This is a genomic window from Sphingomonas sorbitolis (assembly GCF_036663875.1).
In the GTDB taxonomy this organism is placed as follows: Bacteria; Pseudomonadota; Alphaproteobacteria; order Sphingomonadales; family Sphingomonadaceae; genus Sphingomonas.
Genome location: NZ_JAXOJS010000003.1, coordinates 241,363 through 260,807 on the forward strand (window position 1 = coordinate 241,363; position 19,445 = coordinate 260,807).

Here is a 19,445-nt window from a genome sequence, read left to right on the forward strand (position 1 = left end):
AAGTGCGGTGGTGCCCCTGGCCTCTGCCGAATTATACCGGTCATCTTACTATAATCCCTACGCTTTTACATTTCAGTCTTGGGGTAAGTGCCCCCTAAAGTGCCCCCAGGCTCAGGAGCGCATTGGGTCTGCTCCGAGTCTGTCACGCATCCATTCGTCGACTTGCGCCTGCCACCATCCGCTGCACTGGACCGTCAGCTTCACCTGAGCGGGAAAGGTCCCGGCGGCGACCATGCGGTAAATGGTCGACCGCCCGAGCCCCGTCGTCTTCATCACGTCGGGTATGCGGAGGAAGCGCCCGCCAGAGCTGGCGGCACCTGTTTGCTTGGCGGTTGCGAGAGTGAGGGCGGTCATGCGGCTTCCTTCAGGCGCTCTTGTTCGAACAGTTCGGCGATCCGTCCGCGGACGGCCTTGGCGGTCGCGTAGGGGGATGTCCCAAGGGAGCGGCCGTCACAGCATCGGATACGGCAGGGTTCACGACCGCCCGCAGCTTCTGCGCGTGCGCGAGGATCCGCTCGGCCTCCTGCTCCAGCCCGTGAGCTGCTGCGATGAGATCGGCATCTGATATGCCGCGTGCTGCGTCCAGCTTGTGATGCAGGGAGCGCGGCGTTATGCAGAGTTCGTCAGCGAGCCGGCCTTTACCGATGAACTTCGCGGCAGTTTCCAGCCCCATTATCCGCAACATGCCGACCGGCAGACCTCGCTGTTCCGGTTTACCGGAACAGTTGCTTGGCTGCGTCGATGGCTGAGTCTGGCGGGCTTCGGTGGGAGCGGCGCTGATCATCATGGAGATCCTGTTCGTGCGGGGGGACTGAGCGCTCGCGCCAGCGGCCTTCCTTGTAGAAAGGGGCTGACCAAGGGCCGGGCGGTCAAAACATGGGCGGAGGACGGCGCGGGATCGGGTGCAGATTCTTGGCGAGACAGAGGACTGCCTGGCCGTCGTCGAAGCGAACCGCCGCAAACGACTTGCGAACGGCGAGGACGTCGCATTGCTTGCCAGTCTGGCCGAGCCCCTCGAACAAGGCTCGATCGCCGCAGGAAATAGCGACGTCCGCCACGTCACAGGAACCGCCGAGCGACAGCTAGGATGGTCGACCAACCGCAAATGCTGGCGATGGCGACCCAAAGGAACATGCGCCGTAGCGGCCATCGGTCGGCTGGATTGGTGCCGGTCATCGGGCGCGCAGCCGCGTCAAAGGGACGAAGTTCGGTTCGACGTTGCCGAGCGCGAGGCGGTAGATGCGCTCCCACTGGGGAGCGACCGACGTGATGATCACACCGATCGCCGTTGCACCGGCGCTGCCAAACACGGTGAGCGCCGCGCCCACGAGGATATCGTGGATCATTATCGACGCTCCGACGAGTTGGCGGCGATCAGGACGACGATCGTGATAGGAAAGAGGACAACCGCCAGGACGATGACCGCAACGACCTTCGCGCGAGCGAAGCGGGCAGCGGGGGGCGCGGCCGGCGCGGTGAGTGCGGGCGCGCTCAACGTGAGCGACCAGCTACGAGGGCTTTTGCGTCGGCACAGATCACGCACAGGCTCGGTGCGGCCCATTCGAGCTTTTCGCACCCGTCCGCATCGACGTGCGGATCCCAGGCGCTGCAACCGCAGCCCTGGCAGATCTGCGGGTGCGAACCTTCGGGATCGCGCGCGAGCTGGCGGTAGACGTCAGCGTCGAAGCGGAACACGCTCCGGAGCGCCTCCAGAGTTTCCTCCCGCTTCGCGACAACCCCTGGCGTCTCCAGCAGAGCGACCAGTGCGATCGCGCTCGGCAAGTCCTCCTTGCTGGTGATGATCCGCGCGCCAACGTCGCGCGGCGTCATGCCAGAGGCTACCCGACGCATGCGCAGGTATGCCGACGGCTGCAGCGCGGACGTGGCGTGGTGGGGCACCTGATCGGAGGGGAGACGCGGAGGAGCAAAATGGATCATCGGGCAGTCCTTCCAGACAAGGGGGTGACGTTGCCGAAAGCGGGGGCTTTCGGTTGGGGGTGTTCAGCGGGGCGTGGTGCGGCGGGGAGCCGCAGGCGGGGTTAGGTGGTCACGGCACTGGCAATCGCTTCGGCGACCAGCGCAGCACGTTCGTGCAGCTTGTCGTCGTTCGCGGGTTCGCGGTGATTCTCATTCGCTGGCTTCGGCGACCACGCCCCAAAAGGGAGGCGGACCTCCGGGTTAGGGGTGGCGCTTGGCCGGATCTGGCGAACCAGGGAGAGCTGTGCGACGCAGCTGAAGCCGCAATCATCATCCGTGCACACCATGCGCAGCTCGCGCACGGATGGGGTGATTTCCTGACTGTCGCGGACGATGGTCTTGCTCTGGCAGTGAGGGCACTTGATACCTGGTAAACGGCTACGGTCGATCGGCTTAGTCATGGGTACCCCCGGCAATCCCTGCGACTGACCCCGCGCCAGCCGGAAAGAAGGGCACCAGCAAACGGGCCAGCCTGGTGCAGGCGGCGCGGAGCTGACCGACCTCGGCGGACGCGCGAAGCGTCAACAGCGGCGAGGCGTTGGATTGGGTGAGCGCGATCGAGGCAGCGATGGCCTCTCCACTCTCGCGCGCGACTTCGGCAATTGCGTCAGCCAGCTCGCGCTGACAGGCCGCACGCCGCGTCGTGATCTCTTTGAACTGGAAGGTGTAGGCGTCACGGAACGGTGCCCCTTCGCCGCCTGCCGCCTGATAGGCCGCATCATAGGCAAGGGCGAGCGCTACCGGCGGTGACGACAGCGTGCCCGCCTCGGACCAGTACCGGACGTTCCGCGGCGTCTTGCCCGCCATCTGTCCGCAGACCTTCCAAGTGAGAAGATCGCCGACGCGCTTCATGGCGTGTGCGAACGTGTCAGGGGCGCGGAGCGACGTCATGCCTCGCCACCGCGCTTCATTTCGGCAACGCGATCGAAATCGCTGGAACGCACACCAGCGTCTATGATTGCGGCATCAGACGAGAGAGGACCCGCAGTTACGACAGGCGGATAAATGACGGGATCAAGGAGATGACGCGATACGCCCGTAGCTCGCTCGACTTTGAGGATATGCTCGGGAGGAAGAGACTTCTCAAAGCGTAGCCAGTCGAACACGGTCGACTGGCTACGTCCGATAAGACGTGCGAACGCGGATTGGCCACCTGCACGGCGAACCGCATCAGCTAACGGCGAATCTTGATCTGTCTCGATACCCATACCGGTATGTCTACCGGTAGGCCGGTACATTGGCAATAGGTAAAACTGTGTATCGAACTACCGGCGAACCGGTAAATAGGGGTGCTATGACGGTAGGGGCGCGCATCGCTGAACGGCTCGTGGCTGCCGATATGTCGCAGTCTGAGCTAGCTCGACGCGTAGGCCTCGCGCAAACCACCATCAACAGTCTGGTCAAGGGCGATTCACGATCGTCGGCCTACCTCCACAAAATCGCGGCCGTGCTAGGGACCAGCACTGCATATCTAGCAGGTGACACCTCGGATCCGTCTTCGGATGCTCCACCGGCGCCTAGCCGGGAGGACATGGCCGAGCTCCTCGACCTTGTACCGATCGCGTCCGTCGACATGGCGTACGGAATGGGGCTCGGATATGCCGGCGACCATATTGACGTTGAGATGATGCTTTTCCCTCGCGCTTGGCTTGAGGCGATGACTAGTACCGCGCCACAAGAGCTTGCCTGGGCTCGCGGCCGTGGAAACTCGATGTCCCCGACGATTGAGGACAATGACTTAGTCCTTATCGACCGGTCGGACCGATCCGTGCGCAATCAGGACGCGATATGGGCTTTCACGATTGGCGACATCGCAATGATGAAGCGCCTCCGTGTGCGTGGAGAGAACGTAACGATACTATCCGATAATGATCGGGTGCCGCCAGATCAGGCGCATCCCGATGAAATGAACATTGTTGGCCGAGTCTCACATATCGTGCGGCGAGTTTAATTATATAATCTGGGGGCAGATATGAATTATTCGCCAGCGCAAGATAGCACACTAACGCAACGCGATGCGGTATTGCCATCGATCGTCCTTCAAGACTCCTGCGACGATATCGAAACCGCTGAATTACCAGATAACGATGAGCCTCAAGCCATTGCCGGTTTTATCTGCGTCATCGAATATGCGGACGTCAACGGGGAGGTCTCCGAGCGCTTCATATCCTGCCGACGCTATGAGCTTCACGATGGAAACCCGTTGATTGGAGCGATCTGCGGCCGGTCTAACCGCTACAAGCTGTTCAGGTGCGATCGTATCCTTGAAGTTACGGACGCGGTAACAGGAGAGTCGCTAGGCACCGGCGCATTTTTCGATCAATTCACAGTCGGTCGCATTCGCGAAAAAGCCCATGACTGGAACACCACATCACAGCGCAAATCGTTGATTGTCGCTGGCCTGAATGTGCTGTGCTTTATGGCAAGGTGTGACGGAAAATGGCATCCTCTCGAAGAAGAGGTAATCGAAGATTTCGTATGTACGCTATGGATGAGAAAGGAGTGGGAGGGGGAACCACCGCTTGACCTTATCCGATCTCATGCGCGACGTCTGGCGCCTGACGGCGAAGTCTTTGCTAAGGCAATTCGTCAATACGGCCACAGTAGCACCTCGGCGAAGGTCCTCCGTCGCTTTGTCGAGCGTGTGGTCGCTGCTGACGGCGTGGTATGCGACCGGGAACACCACTGGTCCACGGAGTTCGCTGAGCTGCTGGATAATGCCTGCTTAGCCGAAGCAGAAGCGCGTCGACGTTAGGCCGCGCTCTCCAATGTGACAGATGATGTGAAACCGCGATCGGGTAAGAGTTCGTGCGTTACGTCGGCCACCAGCCATCGGATAGCGTCGATCTCTGCCTTGAAGCCCGAGGCGATAACAGGTCGGTCAGGATAGATCTCTAAACGCCCAAGCGCCAGGCCGAGATCCAGCTTACGCGGCGCCCTCCCCGCCCGGCTGCTCTCGGCCGACGCAGCTTTGTGCGCAGCCGCTTCCGATCCGTAGGCCCTTGCCAGACGTCGGGTGGGACCGCTGCCGGACCCCACCTTCACGGTCTTTTTCTTGGCCGCTTTGCGATCATGCCAGTGCGCCTCGACTTCGCCGGCCTCCTCGCGCTTCTCGATGCGGAAAGTATGCCGGTCGCCATCCCCGCGTCGGATTGTGAGCCCTGGCACCTTTTGACCGGATGCCGTCGTCGCCGCACCGATCGGCGTGAAGATGAGCGTGCCCGCCTTGATCGTTGCCGTTGCATCATGCTCCCGGCCGAGACGGCGCAGCAGCGCCATGTCGCTTTCCCGACTCTGCGTGAGCGCATCCACCTGATGCGACGCCAGCGATGGTGCGCAATGAGCCGAAAGCTTGTTCCGAGCTGCCACCTGGGCGAGGATCGCACCCAGCGTTGTCTTGTGCCAGCTATGGTCCCGGCGCGTTCGAATGGCACTGGTCATGTCGGCCGATCGGGCACGGATCACGATCACGTCGGGCGGTCCGCTATGCTCGATCGCGTCGACGACGAACTTTCCCTTGTCGACCAGGCCGACAGCCACGTCGCTGCCGGCTTTCCATCCGAGTTGAACCGTCAAGGTTGCGCCAGGCGCGGGAATGGCCATTCGGCCGTCGTGATCGGTGATCGCTATCTCCAGCTCGTCGGCATCACCGCCACGTTTCTCCGACAGTCGTAACGAGATCAGCCGCGGTCGGAGTCGATCGCTTAGGTCCTTGCCGTCGAGGGACACCCGGAAATCCGCGACGTTAGCGACCGACGTCATACTGCCTCCGCCGCCCGTGGACTTTCCACCTCGAGCAAATCGACACCGAACTGAATCAGTCGTGGTGTCCCGTCAGGAAAAAAGAAGCGCTGGCCTTCGCGGATCCGCGTGATGACGAATGCGCCATACACCCGGCCGCTGCCATCGATAAGGTTCCAGCATTCACCGTCCTTCGCCATCTGCCGCAAACTATCGAGAGAGGTGGCACCCGCCATCAGTTCAGCCGGCGCGTCGCCGTTTAGCGAGATGATATCGTTCTCTCGGCCTGTGAACTGCACGGCATCGATTGTGCCCACTCGACCGGACCGCGCGTGGCGCCAGGCGCTGTCGCGTTGCAACTCCTGGTAGGCGAGTGTCGGGAGCGAAAACACGAACATTCCCAAGCTCATCATCGTGCTCATTGATCCGCTCCGTCCGCATCATCCCGGTAGGTCGAGCGGCGTCGCGCCTGAGCGTCGCGTTCCCGCCGATCGAGTTCTCGCACGACGGCCCGCGCAACGGACTGCTCGTCCATGCCCGGCGCGGCATGAACGGTGATCTGATAGACCGGTGGCGAATAGGCGTTTGCCGCCCCCTCGCCGCCCCCTCCACCTGAAGCGCGTCCAGTCGCGGCGATCGGCGATCGCGTTCGCGTATCGATCACCTTCACGTTGCGCCCCCGCTGGGCAAACGATTCGGCAGTAGCAACGGTAGGGCCGACCATCGCGCCTGCCGCCAGGGCTGGCAGAGCCGCTGCTGCAGCCATGTTGCGAGTGAGCCGCCTGATCCGACCCACGGCACTGTCATGGCCGTTGTCTAGCCCGACGTTGAGGCCACCGATGATGTGACCACCGAGCGCCATGAATACACGACTAGGTGATTGTATCTTGGCACCGGCCTGAAAGCCGCCAGCGAGAGACTTCGCCATTGCCACGCCACGGCTCCAGAGCTTGCCAGGCGCGTTCTTTATTCCGTTCCAAAGTCCGGTGACTATCATTGACCCGAAATCATAGAACATCGCCGGTAGCGTCACGAATGCCGCGCGAAGGACTGCCTTGAAGGCGTTCCAAGCCGCATTCCAACCGCCGGAGAGTATTGCCGGCAGGCGGGTCGTCAGCCACGCCCACGACGCAGCTAGAGCGCTAGTCAGCCCTACCCATGCGGCATTCCATCCAGAGGCGAGAATACCGGGGAGGGTTCCGGTCAACCATGACAATGCGGCCGAGCCGAAACGAACAAGTGACCCCAAAGCATAGCCGACGAAGTAGGCGATGCTCTGGTATACTTCGAACAGACTCATCGAGAACAGGGACTTAACCCCACTCCACATATCCCGAAACGTGCCGGTCACTGCGTCGCTAGCCGCTGCTAATCTTGTTTGAACGCCCGTCCATAGGTCCGCAAAGAAACCGCCTATTGCCCCCCAATTTTTATAAATCACATAGGCACCAGCTGCGAGCAAGGCGACTACCGCGACGACTGCTAGAACCGTTCCAATAATTGGCAGAAGCCCGATCGATGCGATACCGCCCGACACGCCCATCGCAATCAGGCCAGCGTTGACGATCGCGATAGGCCCCATGAACGCCGCGAGCGCTATTGCCCCTGCGCCAAGCACTAGAAACAGGCCTGTCAGCGCGGCAGCGCCGATCATCACCACCTTGGTAAGCATTGGGTGCCGCTGTGAAAGGTTCGCCAATCGGTCGGCAAAGACGCCCGCTTTCTGGACGATCGCATTCACAGTTGGCAGCAGCACCGTTCCCATGCTGATCGCCAGTGCCGTACCCTGGATCTTTAGCCGCTTGGTCTGCTCGGCCGAGTCTTTCATGCGCTCGGCGAAATCGGTATCTGTCGTTCCGCTCGCGGCTCCGGCCTCGGCACGGATCTTCCGATATTCCTCCATGTTCTGAATTAGCGGGCGTAGGCCCTGCTGCACCTGCGAATCCTCGAACAGGAACCCGATCTTGCCGAGATCGCCGCCTGTGGCCTTTCGGGTCAGCTCGGCGATGGCCTCCAGCGGCGTCTTGCCCTCCGCATAGGCCTTCTTCAGCGCGTTGGGCAGGTTGATGCCCATCTTATCGAACGCCTTGATCGTCGACGGCGAGGTGATCTTCTGGATGATGTTGGCGACGTTGTTTGCGGCCGTCGCGCTATCGCCCGCACCTTTGCGCGCGATCTGAAGCGCCGCAGAAAGATCCGCGACGGCGCCAACGCCCGTTTGTCCGAGTGCCTGATAGCCGGCGGTGAGCGCGGGGAATGCCCCCGCCATGTCCTTGACCTCGAACGCCCCTGCCTTGCCGGCCGCAGCCATGATGTCGATGACACGCGCGGTCTGTTGGACCGGTACCTTCAGATTGTCGTTCGCCGCGAATGCTGCGGCAGCCAGGTCGCCGATCTCCGCCTTGTATGCCGTGGCGGCGCGGCCGATTGGCTTCATCATCGTCGCCGCGTCCTTTGCCCCTTTGCCGAAGCCCATCAGGGTATCGACGCCAGTCTGCATGTCGGTCGGCATCTGATTGGCGGCGCGAGCGGCCACCAGCAGCTCCTTGCCCATAGCCGCAGCTTGGACGCGCGACAGGCCAGCCTTCTGCGCGATATCAGTCATCACCGACTGATATTCCTGTGCCTCCTTTACCGCCCCGGTGAGCGGTCGCGCGATCGTCATACCGGTCGCGATCCCGGCGGCACCGCCGGCAGCCAGGCCTGTAGCCATACCCTGGACGCGACCGAAGCTACGACGGGCAGCACCGAAGCGTTGCGCACGGGCATCGGCTGTCAAAAGGCGTCGGTTCTGTTCCGCGAGTTCGCTGTTGGTGCGCTCGATGCTGGTGCGCAGCTCAGCTTCACGACCTGCCATATCCCGGACCGAAATACCGGCCTGTCGGAATCCCTCACGGCTCGATCGCAATGCAGCTGCTTGCTCGCGTTGTTTGGTGGCAAGTTTGCCAGCGGCAACTTCGGCCCGCGCCAGCTCGTTTGTCATCTTCTTGGTCGGCGTATCGACCGATCCGATCGCGGCGCGCATTTCATTGACGCGCGTTTTTACAGCCGCCAACTCGCCGGTCGTTTCCTTCAGTCCGGCACGCATGTTGCGGAAGCCGTCGATCTTGGACTGCTGCTGATTGAGTTGTTTTAGGCGGTCGCTGACTTCCTTCACCGCCTCGGTAGCGGCGCGACTGCCGCCCGCGATATCGCGGAGCGGCTTCGTGACCTGGTCGCTTGCTTTCAGGAACATGCGGATACGCAATTCGCGGTCCATCGAATCAGCCTTCCTGGTTATGCCGCGCCGCGGCCTTCGCATGCCACCCCATCAATTCGGCCAGCGACATCGTCGCCATTGCCCGGGGCTGCCAGTGGAACACGATGGCCAGGTCGGCCATCGCGTCGTCTACGCTGCGGGGGAGTCCGACCCCTTCGTTGCCTTCGGCAGCAAAAAATCCATCACCTCCATGCCGAACTGCGTGAAGTCGGCAGGATCGAGGTCGGCCGCTTCCTGGAGAGTCAGCGAGGGGGCGGTGATGCGCGGCAGCAGTGTGGTCGTGGCGTTGACGTTCATCTGCACCAGGTCCGCGATGTTGAGGCCGCGCAGCTCGCCGGACTTGGGGCGGCGAACCTGGACGGTCTCGATCGTCTGATCGCCTCGCTTGAACGGATAATCAAGGGTCACGGTTACGAAGGTGGGCTTAGTCGTGTCGGTATCGGTCATGAGAAATTATCCGAATTGAGGCGAGGATGATCGGCAAGGCGACGTTGCCGGCGCGGCGGGCGTAGAAGCCCCCGTATGGGGGCGACCGTCACAGGATTGCCGCGCGCTGTTCGGCGAGCATGTCGACGCCATCTACGATGTAGATCATGTTTAGGACGTCGATCTCGATCTCGACGCGGCCGTTCCATTCCAGGCGGTAGTAGGCGCACTGCGTTTTGACCTTCGTTTCGCCGCCCTCGCCTACCTTGGACTCACCCATGTCGATTTCTTCGTGACGCCCACGGACGGTGATTTCGATCACGTCGTACGCGCCAGTCGCATCGTTCTGGTAGGAGCCTGCGAAGCGAAGAAAGGTGCCTGCAATACCGGGCCGCGCGAACTGGCGGATCACGGTGCGGTCAGGACCGCCCAACGTGAACTCCATCTCCATTGGTTCGGCGCCCTGGTCGATCTTGACCGTCCCGTCCATTCCGCCCGCGCGGTAATCTTCGAGCTTCCGGGCCAGCTTTGGCATCGTCACGGACATCGCGAGCGCAAGATAACTTGCCCCCTCGTTAAACAGGTTCATGTTTTTAAGTTTGGACGGGAAAGCCATCGTAAGGGTTCCTTCGGGTGAGTTAAGATCAGTGGCTGCCCGAGGCGATCCAGAGCATGTAAAATGCCCCTACGACCGCTACGAAAATGCTTACGGGAGCGAGAACGGCGATGATCGGGACCGCCCACCATGCGACCACACCGAACCACCAGAGCAGCAGGGCAATAGCCAAGCCGATGACGGCGCAGCCGATCAGGAAGGATTTGGGAATCATCATGGCGGGCCTCCTTGGTGCGGCGATCAGGCGACGGAGAAGTCGGCGAGATACGTGTCGGTGATGCGCTGGGTGAGCGCGAGGTTCTCCAGCGGCGGGACCGGCGTGAAGTTATAGTCGATCGCCAGCTTTCCCTGGGCGAGGCTGGATGCCGGGTTCTTGTCCGCGACGAACCACGCCTTGCCGCCGATCAGCTGCCCGGCGGTGACCATGCCGGCGATCGAGCCGTTGATCGTTTCCACGATGTCCTTGGCAAGGCTCGGCCGCAGCGGCTTGTCGATCGCCCACATCATCCCCGCGCCGATCGTGTCGAGCAGGACCTGCGCGGTACGCGTTGCGGTTTCGAAGCTGAATGGCGACGTCGCCTCGACGCAGCCACGGTTACCCCAAAACCGGAAGCCACCGCCTGCGCGAATCAGCGCAGTCACCTGCTTTTCGTTGAGGCGCGCGGCGTCGCTGGTCGGATCCTGAATATCGAACTGGATATCCTTGGTAAGGCCAACGACGCCCTCCACCGTGACGTTCGACAGCGACTTGTGAAAACCCTGCTCCTGGTCGATGCGGGCGCGCAGGCCGAGCGCGCGGGCGACAGCGTAGCTGGTTGCGTTGGCCGCGACCCGCGTATCGAAGGCGATGAAGTCGGGATGGATGAGCATCAGCTCGCGCGCGCCGAAGTTCGCCCGGTAGGCGGTGACGGCGGTGATGTCCGCACCGATCGCCGAAGCATAGACGTAGCCGCGCAGCTTCTGCGCGATCACGACCAGGGCGGTGGTGACCGCCTGGGTATCGAGACCGGGTGCGCCGAGGATCTTCGGCTTCATGCCCAGCTGCGACTCGGCCGACAGGAGCGCCTGCATGCCGGTCTTGAGACCGTTCACGGTGGTGCCGATGACGTTCACGCTAGTCGTCGCGGCGTCCGCGCCGGCCGCGACGCGCACTACCACGACCGGAGCCTTCGCCTGGTCGGCGATGGCCCGGAGCGACGATGCCAGCGTGCCGGTCGTGCCGGCGACGCCGATCGCGGCCTCAAGGTCGACGACCAGGACGGGGCGATTCAAGGGGAATGCCGCATCGAGCGCTTCCGTCGCGGCACCGGCTGGCGCGGTCGCGGTCGCGACCAGTCCGATGATGGCGGTTGCGGCCAGTACGAGCGAACGTGCGCCCTCGGTCACTTCGGTAATGGTGATGCCGTGCATGGTGGCTCCTTCAGGCGTAGACGGTGAGACTGCCGCTGTTGGGCAGCGGGACGATAAGGCGTGCGCGTGCGTTCGGGCCGGCGACGTCGGTGCGCTGGCCATCGAGAACGGCAGAAAAGGCGGCGGGACCGGTTTGCTGAATCGCGACGGCCGACAGCTTGATGCGCGGTTCCCAGCGCTGAATCGCCAGCGCGGTTGCCGCCATCAGGCGCATTCGGCCGAGCGCGTTCATGGGCTGGTCGACCAGCTCGGGGAGAAGCGACCCATAGTCACGACGGGCAACTCGCGAGCCGATCGGCGTCGACAGGATATCGGCGATCGATTGGCGAATATGGGCGACACCGTCGAGCAGCTTGCCGGTGGTTGCGTCCATGCCTATCACTTCTGCGGACCTGACAGTACTGCTGCGACCATAGCATTGACGGCGTACAGGCCGATCAGAGGTCCGGCAGCGATTGCCGTTACTAAGGCGATCACGCCGACCACAAGAAGGATGCGGCGCCATAGAGGCAACTCGGGACCGCCTGGGGCTTTTGGTCGGGTGCTCATTGTGGCGGACCCGAAACACCGCCGCCCGCCTGGACGCCGAGGTGCTTGTGGTTCTTGAGGCTCTTGCCACCGCCGACCACGTCGTTGGTCGCAGTGGCCTTGCCGTCGATGTCGACGTCGCCGGTGATCGAAACCCTGCCGGTGATATTGACCGGACCTGTGATCGTCACACCACCAGGCGCATCGATTTGAACCTTCCCGCCGGCAGGTAGCTGGGCGACCAGGAGATGAGCTGCGGCGTCGTAGGAAATGATCGCGCCGTCATCGAACCGGATCAGGTCGACGTCGTCGGCCGATGGCGCGGGATTGGCGTCGGAGAAAAGGCCAAGGACGGCGAGCCCGTTATCGGTGTCGCCCTCGGGGCATAGCAGGATGCACTGTTCGCCAGTCGTCGGCGGTGACCAGGTGCGCGTCTTGCCGGCGCGCTGAACGGCCCAGCAGATGTCTCCGGTGACGGTTTCGCCCACGCGCACGCGGCACGTCGCATCGGCGCGATCGACGGACTCGATCGTGCCGATCTGAATGATGTTGCCGATGACACGGCGAGGATCTGGCAGTTCGTTCATGAGGCGCGACATTGCCGCCCCGTGGCGCGGATAGCGCGAGGCTCGCCTTGTAGAACGGGTTTCTACAAGGCGAGCCGGTATCGTTCGCGATGATCGGTGGAACGGTTAGCCGTCGACGTCGGCCGGCTCTTCGGTCGGGGTAGCGATGACGCCAAGCCCAATCTTAACGGCGACACCGCGGCCGACTTCGTCGAGGCGGGCAGCGGTCGCGACCGGATCATACGCGCCGGTCTTGTCATGGCAGGCGTTCACGCTCCGCTCGTGGATGACGTCGCCGCTGGCGAAGGTGGCGGTGACGGTGCGGGAGGCGGCATCATACTCGCCGATGGTGATGTTCATGGGTGATCCTTTCTGTAGGTACGGGATTGGCGGGTCAGCCGTGCTGGACGTCGATCCATGCGCGCCCGTCACGCACCGCCCAGACCTTGCCGAGACGCTTGCGATACTGCGCGAACGTGATCTTGGCGGCAGCGATGGCGGTGGCCTTGATCCCGCCCCCCTCCTCCGTCGCGACGACGTAATCGCCGACAGCAAACGGTCCGCTGACCGCGACCGGGACCTGCCCGCAGAAGGCGATCCGGTCGACGTTCGCGCGCGCCGCCTCGAGGGCGTCCTCGAACGCCGCCAGATCTGCAACATACGCATCGTACGCGATGGCCCAATCGTCCGCGGTTTCGTCGGTTGGCGCTGTCGGGCGTTCGCCCAGGTGCGCGCCGTAGTTGTCGTTACCGACGAAACCCGGCTGGTCCGACTTCACCACAAAGCTCAGCGCCTGCGACCAGCTTGTCACCAGCGCGCCGTTCGCGTCGACGCCGCAGACGTCGCCCGCCGTGATCAGGCCGCAACCGTCCGCCTTCTGCATATACTCGGCATAATCCGCGCCGCTGGCGTTGATCGTGCCGGCCGCGTTGATCGACCGCCCGGTGCTGTTGTTCTTCGAGACGTAGAACGCCGATGGGGCAGCGCTCTGTCCCGGTGCCGTCGCGACGTTGAAGCTGGCGACATAGCCGTTCGGGCCGAGGAAGCCGGTGTGCAGCGCGTTCTCCGCGCCGCCCTTCGCGAGGACGTGCGCGCTCCCGCTGGATACGCCGACGAGCAGGTTGCCCCCGGTGTCGCCGGTCACGCTGCCGATCGTCCCCGAGGGTGCCGTGATAGGCGCTGTGAATGCCGCCCCCGCGAGCAGCGCGAACTCGTTGCCCTGCCGACCGTCGAGCAGATCGGCGTCGAGGCCTGACCCGGCACCGTCGACCGTCAGCATGCGGGAGATCACGGTCGCGCCGGTAAAACTCGAAGCGTCGAGGGGGGTGTAGCCCAGCCGGGCGGTTACGTCGGCGTACCAGGTGCCCTGCTGCCCATCGAGCAAATCCGCGTCGAGTCCCGACCCGGCACCGTCGTTCGCGGCGGTCCACATCAGCGACCCGTTGAACGCGACCGTGGTTTGCGTCACGCGCAGCCGCAGCGCACCGAAACCGAACTGCCCTTGGTAGATGCTGAAGGCGTTGTCGGCGGACGATCCCATATACCAGTTGAGCGACACGTTCGCGTCGGACGCTTCGCCGAACTGCATGAAGCCATAGCCGTTCGTCCCGTCCGACACCCGCAGGCCCGCCGCCAGCCCAGCATGGCGAATGCCGACCGGCCCCGTGAAGTTGCCACCCGCCCAACGGGCGAACTCGGCACCCTCGCGGCCGTCGAGCAGATCCGCGTCCAGCCCCGATCCCGCACCGTCGACCGCGAGCAGCCGCGACAGGACGTTCGCCGCGGTGAAGATCGCGGCCATGTTCTTCGGGGTGAGCGCGCGAACCGCATCGGTCAGCGCGGTCGCCTCGGCGTCGGTCGCCAGCTCGATCACGCCGGGCGTCGCAGTCGTGGCTGGCGGGTTGAGAAAATTGGCGTTGCCGAACGTGATCTGGCTGGCGGCGATGTCGAGAAGCGTGGCGTCGATCGCGAGCAGCAGCAGCGCGCCCGCCGACTTCTCGATGATCGGCGCGGCCTGGCCATAGGATGCGAACAGCGTGCCGTCCGTCAGGTACAATGCGAGGCTGCGTACCGTGTACGTGTCGGCGGTCTCGTCGCGCACAACCAGGTGGATAACATCGGCCGCGACACCTGCGCCCGAGATCGTTGCGATGCGCTTGACCTCGCCTGGCAGCGCGGCGGTGTTCGCTGCGGCGACGATCGCAGTCGGGGTGACGCCGACGGATGCGATGCGGACGGCGTTAGTGCCGTCGCGGGCGGCGTTGACGAGCGCGGCGCGGCCGGCGTCGGTGATGCGTAGAACGATCGACATGATCTCTCCGGGTCAGGCCGCGGGCGCGGTCATGGTGAGGCGGGCGAAAACGGCAGGACGTGCGGCTGCGACCGACACGATGCCGGCGGTGGCGTTGAGCGCCTGGCTGAAGGTGAAGTGCGAGCGCACCGGCTTGGTGCGGTAGACCTCGGCGATCACGGCATCGACGAACGCGGCGTCGACGGGGGCACCGGTCTGGTCGGTGATAGTGAGCAGCAGGGTGAACGTGTGCGGGGCGCCGGGTGGCGTCATCTGCCACCATTCGCGCAGGGCGACGGATCCGCCGAAGGACTCGACGACATCGCGGACCGACGATGCCGTGCCCTTGCGCCGCTGGATCGCGATGGCGCTACGCACGCGGGCGCGCTTGACCGCTTCGGGCCAGGCGGTGGACCAGGAGTCGATCGAGAGCCCCCAGGCGAGGTAGGGCAGCAGCTCGACCGGGCAGGTATCGGGATCGTACAGCTGTCGGATCGGCACCGGCATTTCGCCAAGCCGCGCCATCGCCATCTCGATGCCTCGCTCGAGCTGGCTAGAATTTGGCGGCAGCAGGGTCATTCGGCGATGCCGGCCAGGCGCACGGTAACCGCGGTGCAGTTGCTCGCCTGGCTGCGATCGAGAACGATATCGGCTGCAGGCTGGATCAGCCTCACGTTCTGGACGCCCTCGGGGCTTGCCAGCGCACCGAAGATCCGCGCGCGGGTCACATCGATGCCGAGACGGTGCGTGCGTGCGAGCAGATCCGCTAGGTTGGTTTGGGCGGTTGCCAGCACGATCGCGGCGTCGGGCCCAGCAAAGGTGACCAGTTCCGCCTCGACCACGAACGGCACGATCGCGGCGGACCGTACGGTCACCGAGTCGGTCATTGGTCGACGGGTTTGATCCGACAGGTAGTCATTCACCTCGGCAACGAGATCGGCTGACGCGCTGCCACCGCCATTGCGCGACAGGACCGTCACGACGACTTCACCAGGGCTTGGACTTGTTGCGCTGGCGTCGAGAACATCGGGATCGGCCGACAGCGTATGAAAAATATAGGCGCCTTCCGGACCGGCGACCGAATAGCCCTCTGGCGCAAGCGTCAGGCGACGTCGCAGATCCGCGTCTGATTCAAAGACGGCCGCTATCGCGGTCAACGGATCGGCTGGTGTGATCAGGAAACGGGCGACGCCGAACAGTGCGGCGATATGATCGAGATCCGCGCCGATCGCGAACGCCGGCATGACGGCGCGAGCCGCGTCATTCACCCGCTGGCGCAGCAGCATTTCGCGATACGCAGCGACCTGAAGAAGCTTGACCACCGGGTCAGACTCGATCGTCGCATCGAACTCCGGGACCAGCAGCAGCAGCTGCGCGAGCATGGCGTTGAAGATCGTGTCGAAATCCAGCACCTCGACCACCGCAGGCGCGGGCAAGCGCGAAAGATCAACGGCGGTAAAGTTGTCGGCCATAGATCACGTCGTGGCGACGTATGCGACGGAGGCCAGCACCGCGCCTTGTAGAGAGGGTTTCTACAAGGCAGCGGTAACGGTTTCGAGCAGGAGATCGAGAGCGCGGGATCGCTCGACGTCGGTGAGACCCAGCAACTTGCGTTGCGCATAGCGCACCGGCTTTGCCTTCATCGACGGCCGGTCGGTTCCGCCTTCCTGGTGGACCGCGGCGATCTCGGCGGCCCTGCCTGTGAAGCCAATCCATGCCTCGCTATCGCTGGCTCCGGCGCGCAGGTTGCGCCCGTTGCGCAGCTTGCGAAACATCGCGCGCTGTTTGATTGAGCCCTGCCGGCGGTACTTGCCAGCGCTGGCGTTCTGTTGGGCCTGGTCGACCGGCAACCACCGATCGACCTTGTCCCAAAAGAAGCTTCGGATGCCGCCAGCCTCGACGTCGAAGCCGGTGACCAACGGTCCCTGCCGCACCCAGCTTTTCATCAGGACGGCGCGCGGTTCGGTAGCGCCTTTGGGGTAGAGGAAGTGCACCGCGAAGTTGCCCGGCTTGGCCGCTTTCTTCGGACGCCGTGATTCATACCGCTGACCATCCGGCGATTGCTGGCGGCCGATGCGGGCGGACTGGGTCTTCTGGACGTCCCGCGCCATGCGTCGCAACAGCGACCGGCGCGCGGCCGGCGCGAGCTGGCGCAGCAGCGCGCCCGCGATTGCCTCAATCTCTGCGAACCCGTCGCTCACTGGTTATCCACGAAACGCGGATCACTGGTTTCCGCAACGACCTGATCATCCATGAACAGCTGCCACAGGGGCACGCAACCGATGCCGAAGCTATCGGGATCGCTCTCCGGTTCGATGCGCTCCGCGGTGAAGCCACCACCCTCCTTGGCGGTGACACGCACGGCTTCGTCTAGGTCGATGTAGATGGATACGTCGGCCGTGTCCGCGTCGAGGAGTTCGGACTCGAAGCGAAACGGCTCCTGGTCGCCGCGGTGCAACAGCTCCGGCTGGTGCTGACCGATCCACGCCAGGACAGGAACCATCAGATCATCAGCGTCGCCGGCATAGTCCTGCACGACGACGTTGACGGTGTAGCGATATTCGAGGCTCAGTGATCCCGCCCGCGCCGCGATCCGGCCCTTGTCGACGAACAGCGACAATTTGGACGGATCGGCCGCGAGGGCGGGTACGAACGACTGCAACATCAGGCGCAGGCTTTCGGTTTTTTTCACCGAATACCCCTCCTCTCAAGGCCTATGGCGCTGCCGGTCATGCTGCCATCGCCGTATATTGCACGTTCTGCTGATCGATTGCCCAGCGGCACGGCTGCACCATCAGCGCGTGCATTGCGGCGCTGGGATGCGTGCCGTCTGCCGTCGCATAGCTGGCGGTTCCATTGACCGCCCACTTGCCATTGTCGTTCGCCGGCTCCTGCACCGACGTCATGTCGATGATCCCGTTCACGTTGGGATCGAGCAGCGCCTGCGCATCGATGTAGTTGCGATAAACGTTGAACCCTCCGTTGATCGTTCGCACGGTCTGGTTCGCCGTCGTCGCATAGGCGTCGGTCGTGTCCGACTTCGGTGCCATACGGACCTGCAGGATCCGCTTGATCCCCGCCGCCTTCAGCTGCGCATTGATCGTCGCCATGTTTGTCGCGCCGGTTTCCTTGGGCGTACCGCCACTGAAATCGTTGCCGAGATAGCCATTTATCGCGCAGTTGAAGTATTTATAGAGCGCGCGCCGGCTGTCCCCGTCGCTCGACAGATACCCGGTCGAGGTCTCCCCGCCGCGGGCAAGGTTGCCTTGCGCATACTGCGGCACGATCTGCGCCGAACGAGCAGCATAGCCGCGGTTGGCGTCATCAGCCGTCCCCGCCTCGATGCTCGCGCCGAGCGTGATCCATGCCGGCATGAGACCGACAGGACGGCCGACGATGAGCGTCGGGCCGAAGAACCGGGCGCTATAGTCTGCCCAAGTGGTGTTGGAATTGTTGAACGCGCCGGCAACGCCGATCTTCGACGGACTGCCGATGGGGCCGCGGACGCATCCGAAACCTGTCATCGTCAGCGGCGTGCCGATGTTGATGCGGTTGGTACCGGCAACCCACTCGCGTTCCGTCACCTCGAAGCCGGTGAAATTGGCGGGGAACTGCGTGAGACCGAACGCGGACGCCGGAACCTCGTCGCTGCGAACATCCATCTCCCCGCTGACGAGCTGACGCGAGGTTGCGCCATCGAACGTCAGGACGACGACGATGCCGTTATATTCGATATGCGCCCGAAGCAGGTAGCCTGGACCTTTGACGTTCTGCCCATAGTAGGTCGAATAGACGAACGCGATCGTCGAGACCGGCGCATTGCCTGTTGTGAACGGCAACCGGCATGCATCCATGTTGTTCGATGACGTGGTGGCGACGCCTTCCCCATGGAAGAAATTGCGGCTGGTGATGACCTGCAACGGGGGCAGTCCTGCCGTGTCGTCATTCAGGATCGTACCGGTTGCCGACGTTGCGGACCCTGCCACATAACCCGATGGGGTCGAGATGAGGACGGTGAATGTCTCGTCACCCTCGACGACGGTATCGCCGACAACGCTGACAGTGAACGTACCCGTCGCGACGCCATCTGTCATGTTGACGGTCCCGCCGGCCGGATAGGTACCGCCGGTGAAGTCGTCGGCGCTGGTGGTGCCGGCGGTGAACGACCAGGGCACCGCAACCGCGCCGGACGATGCCGACCGCGTGACGGTATAGGTGAACACGGTCGCGCCGCTGTTCCCTTCCGACTTGGACTGCGCGACCGAAATCGACACGGTCGGCGTTGGGACCGGAACGACGGTCGACGCCGCCCCCGTGATCGTAACCGGATATTCCAGCGCAATGTCGCCATCATTCTCACGGACCAGCACCTTCTGGCTGAACCCTGCGCCGATCGCCGCGGTCGCGCTGATCGCGCCGGTCGCGACGTCGAGCTTCAGGTTCGCACTCGATCCGGTGACGAGCGCCAGCTGACTGGTGCTGCCGAGCAGGCGCGACAACGTGAAAACGACGCCGGTAGCCGTCGCCAAAACGGTCGCGGATTTGGCGGCGGGGCGGATCTGCGACGAAACAGGCGCGCGGGGTGTAGCGAGGTCAGCGTGTTCGGTGACGACGAAGCGGGTACCGGCCAAA

General features: G+C 63.5%; 27 protein-coding genes. 2 read left to right on the forward strand and 25 right to left on the reverse strand.

All coding sequences use genetic code 11. From position 1 onward, the window contains the following. Window positions 1-111 precede the first annotated feature (111 nt). From U1763_RS10355 to U1763_RS10390, 8 genes are all read right to left on the reverse strand, one after another. On the reverse strand, window positions 112-354 hold the full coding sequence (locus U1763_RS10355) for a helix-turn-helix transcriptional regulator (protein WP_332755153.1): 243 nt from the start codon (window positions 352-354) through the stop codon (window positions 112-114). A gap of 10 nt (window positions 355-364) precedes the next feature. Further along, on the reverse strand, window positions 365-784 hold the full coding sequence (locus U1763_RS10360) for a hypothetical protein (RefSeq protein WP_332755154.1): 420 nt from the start codon (window positions 782-784) through the stop codon (window positions 365-367). A 388-nt stretch (window positions 785-1,172) separates the two neighbouring features. Further along, window positions 1,173-1,346 (reverse strand): hypothetical protein, encoded by a 174-nt coding sequence (locus U1763_RS10365; protein WP_332755155.1) that lies wholly within the window; start codon window positions 1,344-1,346, stop codon window positions 1,173-1,175. After that, complete coding sequence (locus tag U1763_RS10370; protein ID WP_332755156.1) at window positions 1,346-1,495, reverse strand: hypothetical protein; 150 nt, start codon at window positions 1,493-1,495, stop codon at window positions 1,346-1,348. The genes U1763_RS10365 and U1763_RS10370 overlap by 1 nt, the downstream gene beginning before the upstream one ends. Next, window positions 1,492-1,830, reverse strand: a complete 339-nt coding sequence (locus tag U1763_RS10375) for a hypothetical protein (protein ID WP_332755157.1) — start codon at window positions 1,828-1,830, stop codon at window positions 1,492-1,494. The genes U1763_RS10370 and U1763_RS10375 overlap by 4 nt, the downstream gene beginning before the upstream one ends. Before the next feature lie 209 nt (window positions 1,831-2,039). Next, on the reverse strand, window positions 2,040-2,378 hold the full coding sequence (locus tag U1763_RS10380) for an Ogr/Delta-like zinc finger protein (protein WP_332755158.1): 339 nt from the start codon (window positions 2,376-2,378) through the stop codon (window positions 2,040-2,042). Beyond that, the gene (locus U1763_RS10385) at window positions 2,371-2,868 is read right to left on the reverse strand and encodes a hypothetical protein (RefSeq protein WP_332755159.1); all 498 of its coding nucleotides are present in this window, start codon (window positions 2,866-2,868) and stop codon (window positions 2,371-2,373) included. Before U1763_RS10385 ends, U1763_RS10380 begins: the two co-directional genes overlap by 8 nt. Further along, entirely contained in the window at window positions 2,865-3,185 is a 321-nt protein-coding gene (locus tag U1763_RS10390) for a transcriptional regulator (RefSeq protein ID WP_332755160.1), read from the reverse strand. Before U1763_RS10390 ends, U1763_RS10385 begins: the two co-directional genes overlap by 4 nt. Window positions 3,186-3,271: 86 nt before the next feature. On the opposite strand from U1763_RS10390, the gene U1763_RS21230 reads away from it, so the two are divergent. Together U1763_RS21230 and U1763_RS10400 are read left to right on the forward strand one after the other, a co-directional pair. Continuing rightward, window positions 3,272-3,928, forward strand: coding sequence for an XRE family transcriptional regulator (locus U1763_RS21230; RefSeq protein WP_503676874.1), 657 nt, complete (start codon window positions 3,272-3,274; stop codon window positions 3,926-3,928). 21 nt (window positions 3,929-3,949) lie between these two features. Further along, window positions 3,950-4,732, forward strand: a complete 783-nt coding sequence (locus tag U1763_RS10400; protein WP_332755162.1) for a tellurite resistance TerB family protein — start codon at window positions 3,950-3,952, stop codon at window positions 4,730-4,732. Here U1763_RS10400 and U1763_RS10405 read toward each other — a convergent pair. The 17 genes from U1763_RS10405 to U1763_RS10485 form a co-directional block, all read right to left on the reverse strand. Then, the gene (locus tag U1763_RS10405; RefSeq protein WP_332755163.1) at window positions 4,729-5,739 is read right to left on the reverse strand and encodes a contractile injection system protein, VgrG/Pvc8 family; all 1,011 of its coding nucleotides are present in this window, start codon (window positions 5,737-5,739) and stop codon (window positions 4,729-4,731) included. The two genes, U1763_RS10400 and U1763_RS10405, sit on opposite strands and share 4 nt — an antisense overlap. Continuing rightward, the gene (locus U1763_RS10410) at window positions 5,736-6,140 is read right to left on the reverse strand and encodes a phage tail protein (protein ID WP_332755164.1); all 405 of its coding nucleotides are present in this window, start codon (window positions 6,138-6,140) and stop codon (window positions 5,736-5,738) included. The genes U1763_RS10405 and U1763_RS10410 overlap by 4 nt, the downstream gene beginning before the upstream one ends. After that, window positions 6,137-8,977, reverse strand: coding sequence for a phage tail tape measure protein (locus tag U1763_RS10415; RefSeq protein WP_332755165.1), 2,841 nt, complete (start codon window positions 8,975-8,977; stop codon window positions 6,137-6,139). The genes U1763_RS10410 and U1763_RS10415 overlap by 4 nt, the downstream gene beginning before the upstream one ends. Before the next feature lie 4 nt (window positions 8,978-8,981). Next, the gene (locus tag U1763_RS10420) at window positions 8,982-9,098 is read right to left on the reverse strand and encodes a GpE family phage tail protein (RefSeq protein ID WP_332755166.1); all 117 of its coding nucleotides are present in this window, start codon (window positions 9,096-9,098) and stop codon (window positions 8,982-8,984) included. 8 nt (window positions 9,099-9,106) lie between these two features. Further along, window positions 9,107-9,424, reverse strand: a complete 318-nt coding sequence (locus U1763_RS10425) for a phage tail assembly protein (protein WP_332755167.1) — start codon at window positions 9,422-9,424, stop codon at window positions 9,107-9,109. Window positions 9,425-9,512: 88 nt separating this feature from the next. Beyond that, window positions 9,513-10,019 (reverse strand): phage major tail tube protein, encoded by a 507-nt coding sequence (locus U1763_RS10430; protein WP_332755168.1) that lies wholly within the window; start codon window positions 10,017-10,019, stop codon window positions 9,513-9,515. A 28-nt stretch (window positions 10,020-10,047) separates the two neighbouring features. Next, window positions 10,048-10,236 (reverse strand): hypothetical protein, encoded by a 189-nt coding sequence (locus U1763_RS10435; protein WP_332755169.1) that lies wholly within the window; start codon window positions 10,234-10,236, stop codon window positions 10,048-10,050. A 23-nt stretch (window positions 10,237-10,259) separates the two neighbouring features. Beyond that, window positions 10,260-11,429 (reverse strand): phage tail sheath subtilisin-like domain-containing protein, encoded by a 1,170-nt coding sequence (locus U1763_RS10440; RefSeq protein WP_332755170.1) that lies wholly within the window; start codon window positions 11,427-11,429, stop codon window positions 10,260-10,262. Between the two features lie 10 nt (window positions 11,430-11,439). After that, complete coding sequence (locus U1763_RS10445) at window positions 11,440-11,802, reverse strand: GPW/gp25 family protein (RefSeq protein ID WP_332755171.1); 363 nt, start codon at window positions 11,800-11,802, stop codon at window positions 11,440-11,442. A gap of 172 nt (window positions 11,803-11,974) precedes the next feature. Continuing rightward, a complete protein-coding gene (locus U1763_RS10450) occupies window positions 11,975-12,544 on the reverse strand; it encodes a phage baseplate assembly protein V (protein ID WP_332755172.1) in 570 nt (189 codons plus the stop codon). A gap of 105 nt (window positions 12,545-12,649) precedes the next feature. Continuing rightward, a complete protein-coding gene (locus tag U1763_RS10455) occupies window positions 12,650-12,883 on the reverse strand; it encodes a hypothetical protein (protein WP_332755173.1) in 234 nt (77 codons plus the stop codon). A 34-nt stretch (window positions 12,884-12,917) separates the two neighbouring features. Continuing rightward, the gene (locus U1763_RS10460; protein WP_332755174.1) at window positions 12,918-14,834 is read right to left on the reverse strand and encodes a hypothetical protein; all 1,917 of its coding nucleotides are present in this window, start codon (window positions 14,832-14,834) and stop codon (window positions 12,918-12,920) included. A 12-nt stretch (window positions 14,835-14,846) separates the two neighbouring features. Then, window positions 14,847-15,392, reverse strand: a complete 546-nt coding sequence (locus tag U1763_RS10465; protein ID WP_332755175.1) for a phage tail protein I — start codon at window positions 15,390-15,392, stop codon at window positions 14,847-14,849. Continuing rightward, entirely contained in the window at window positions 15,389-16,285 is an 897-nt protein-coding gene (locus U1763_RS10470; RefSeq protein ID WP_332755176.1) for a baseplate assembly protein, read from the reverse strand. The genes U1763_RS10465 and U1763_RS10470 overlap by 4 nt, the downstream gene beginning before the upstream one ends. A gap of 60 nt (window positions 16,286-16,345) precedes the next feature. Further along, window positions 16,346-17,014: a phage virion morphogenesis family protein gene (locus U1763_RS10475; RefSeq protein ID WP_332755177.1), complete on the reverse strand. Its 669-nt coding sequence runs from the start codon at window positions 17,012-17,014 to the stop codon at window positions 16,346-16,348. Then, window positions 17,011-17,505, reverse strand: a complete 495-nt coding sequence (locus tag U1763_RS10480; RefSeq protein ID WP_332755178.1) for a phage tail protein — start codon at window positions 17,503-17,505, stop codon at window positions 17,011-17,013. The genes U1763_RS10475 and U1763_RS10480 overlap by 4 nt, the downstream gene beginning before the upstream one ends. Before the next feature lie 37 nt (window positions 17,506-17,542). Further along, window positions 17,543-19,444: a Calx-beta domain-containing protein gene (locus U1763_RS10485; protein ID WP_332755179.1), complete on the reverse strand. Its 1,902-nt coding sequence runs from the start codon at window positions 19,442-19,444 to the stop codon at window positions 17,543-17,545. Between the last annotated feature and the right edge of the window lies 1 nt (window position 19,445).

Bases quoted from the DNA above. Each gene is read 5' to 3' on its own strand.
- U1763_RS21230 (WP_503676874.1), top strand. From the start codon at position 3,272: ATGACGGTAGGGGCGCGCATCGCTGAACGGCTCGTGGCTGCCGATATG.
- U1763_RS10455 (WP_332755173.1), bottom strand. From the start codon at position 12,883: ATGAACATCACCATCGGCGAGTATGATGCCGCCTCCCGCACCGTCACC.
- U1763_RS10445 (WP_332755171.1), bottom strand. From the start codon at position 11,802: ATGGACGCAACCACCGGCAAGCTGCTCGACGGTGTCGCCCATATTCGC.
- U1763_RS10400 (WP_332755162.1), top strand. From the start codon at position 3,950: ATGAATTATTCGCCAGCGCAAGATAGCACACTAACGCAACGCGATGCG.
- U1763_RS10360 (WP_332755154.1), bottom strand. From the start codon at position 784: ATGATCAGCGCCGCTCCCACCGAAGCCCGCCAGACTCAGCCATCGACG.
- U1763_RS10410 (WP_332755164.1), bottom strand. From the start codon at position 6,140: ATGAGCACGATGATGAGCTTGGGAATGTTCGTGTTTTCGCTCCCGACA.
- U1763_RS10440 (WP_332755170.1), bottom strand. From the start codon at position 11,429: ATGCACGGCATCACCATTACCGAAGTGACCGAGGGCGCACGTTCGCTC.
- U1763_RS10355 (WP_332755153.1), bottom strand. From the start codon at position 354: ATGACCGCCCTCACTCTCGCAACCGCCAAGCAAACAGGTGCCGCCAGC.
- U1763_RS10375 (WP_332755157.1), bottom strand. From the start codon at position 1,830: ATGACGCCGCGCGACGTTGGCGCGCGGATCATCACCAGCAAGGAGGAC.
- U1763_RS10385 (WP_332755159.1), bottom strand. From the start codon at position 2,868: ATGACGTCGCTCCGCGCCCCTGACACGTTCGCACACGCCATGAAGCGC.
- U1763_RS10450 (WP_332755172.1), bottom strand. From the start codon at position 12,544: ATGAACGAACTGCCAGATCCTCGCCGTGTCATCGGCAACATCATTCAG.
- U1763_RS10420 (WP_332755166.1), bottom strand. From the start codon at position 9,098: ATGGCCGACCTGGCCATCGTGTTCCACTGGCAGCCCCGGGCAATGGCG.
- U1763_RS10405 (WP_332755163.1), bottom strand. From the start codon at position 5,739: ATGACGTCGGTCGCTAACGTCGCGGATTTCCGGGTGTCCCTCGACGGC.
- U1763_RS10415 (WP_332755165.1), bottom strand. From the start codon at position 8,977: ATGGACCGCGAATTGCGTATCCGCATGTTCCTGAAAGCAAGCGACCAG.
- U1763_RS10460 (WP_332755174.1), bottom strand. From the start codon at position 14,834: ATGTCGATCGTTCTACGCATCACCGACGCCGGCCGCGCCGCGCTCGTC.
- U1763_RS10390 (WP_332755160.1), bottom strand. From the start codon at position 3,185: ATGGGTATCGAGACAGATCAAGATTCGCCGTTAGCTGATGCGGTTCGC.
- U1763_RS10380 (WP_332755158.1), bottom strand. From the start codon at position 2,378: ATGACTAAGCCGATCGACCGTAGCCGTTTACCAGGTATCAAGTGCCCT.
- U1763_RS10435 (WP_332755169.1), bottom strand. From the start codon at position 10,236: ATGATGATTCCCAAATCCTTCCTGATCGGCTGCGCCGTCATCGGCTTG.
- U1763_RS10465 (WP_332755175.1), bottom strand. From the start codon at position 15,392: ATGACCCTGCTGCCGCCAAATTCTAGCCAGCTCGAGCGAGGCATCGAG.
- U1763_RS10430 (WP_332755168.1), bottom strand. From the start codon at position 10,019: ATGGCTTTCCCGTCCAAACTTAAAAACATGAACCTGTTTAACGAGGGG.
- U1763_RS10425 (WP_332755167.1), bottom strand. From the start codon at position 9,424: ATGACCGATACCGACACGACTAAGCCCACCTTCGTAACCGTGACCCTT.
- U1763_RS10470 (WP_332755176.1), bottom strand. From the start codon at position 16,285: ATGGCCGACAACTTTACCGCCGTTGATCTTTCGCGCTTGCCCGCGCCT.
- U1763_RS10365 (WP_332755155.1), bottom strand. From the start codon at position 1,346: ATGATCCACGATATCCTCGTGGGCGCGGCGCTCACCGTGTTTGGCAGC.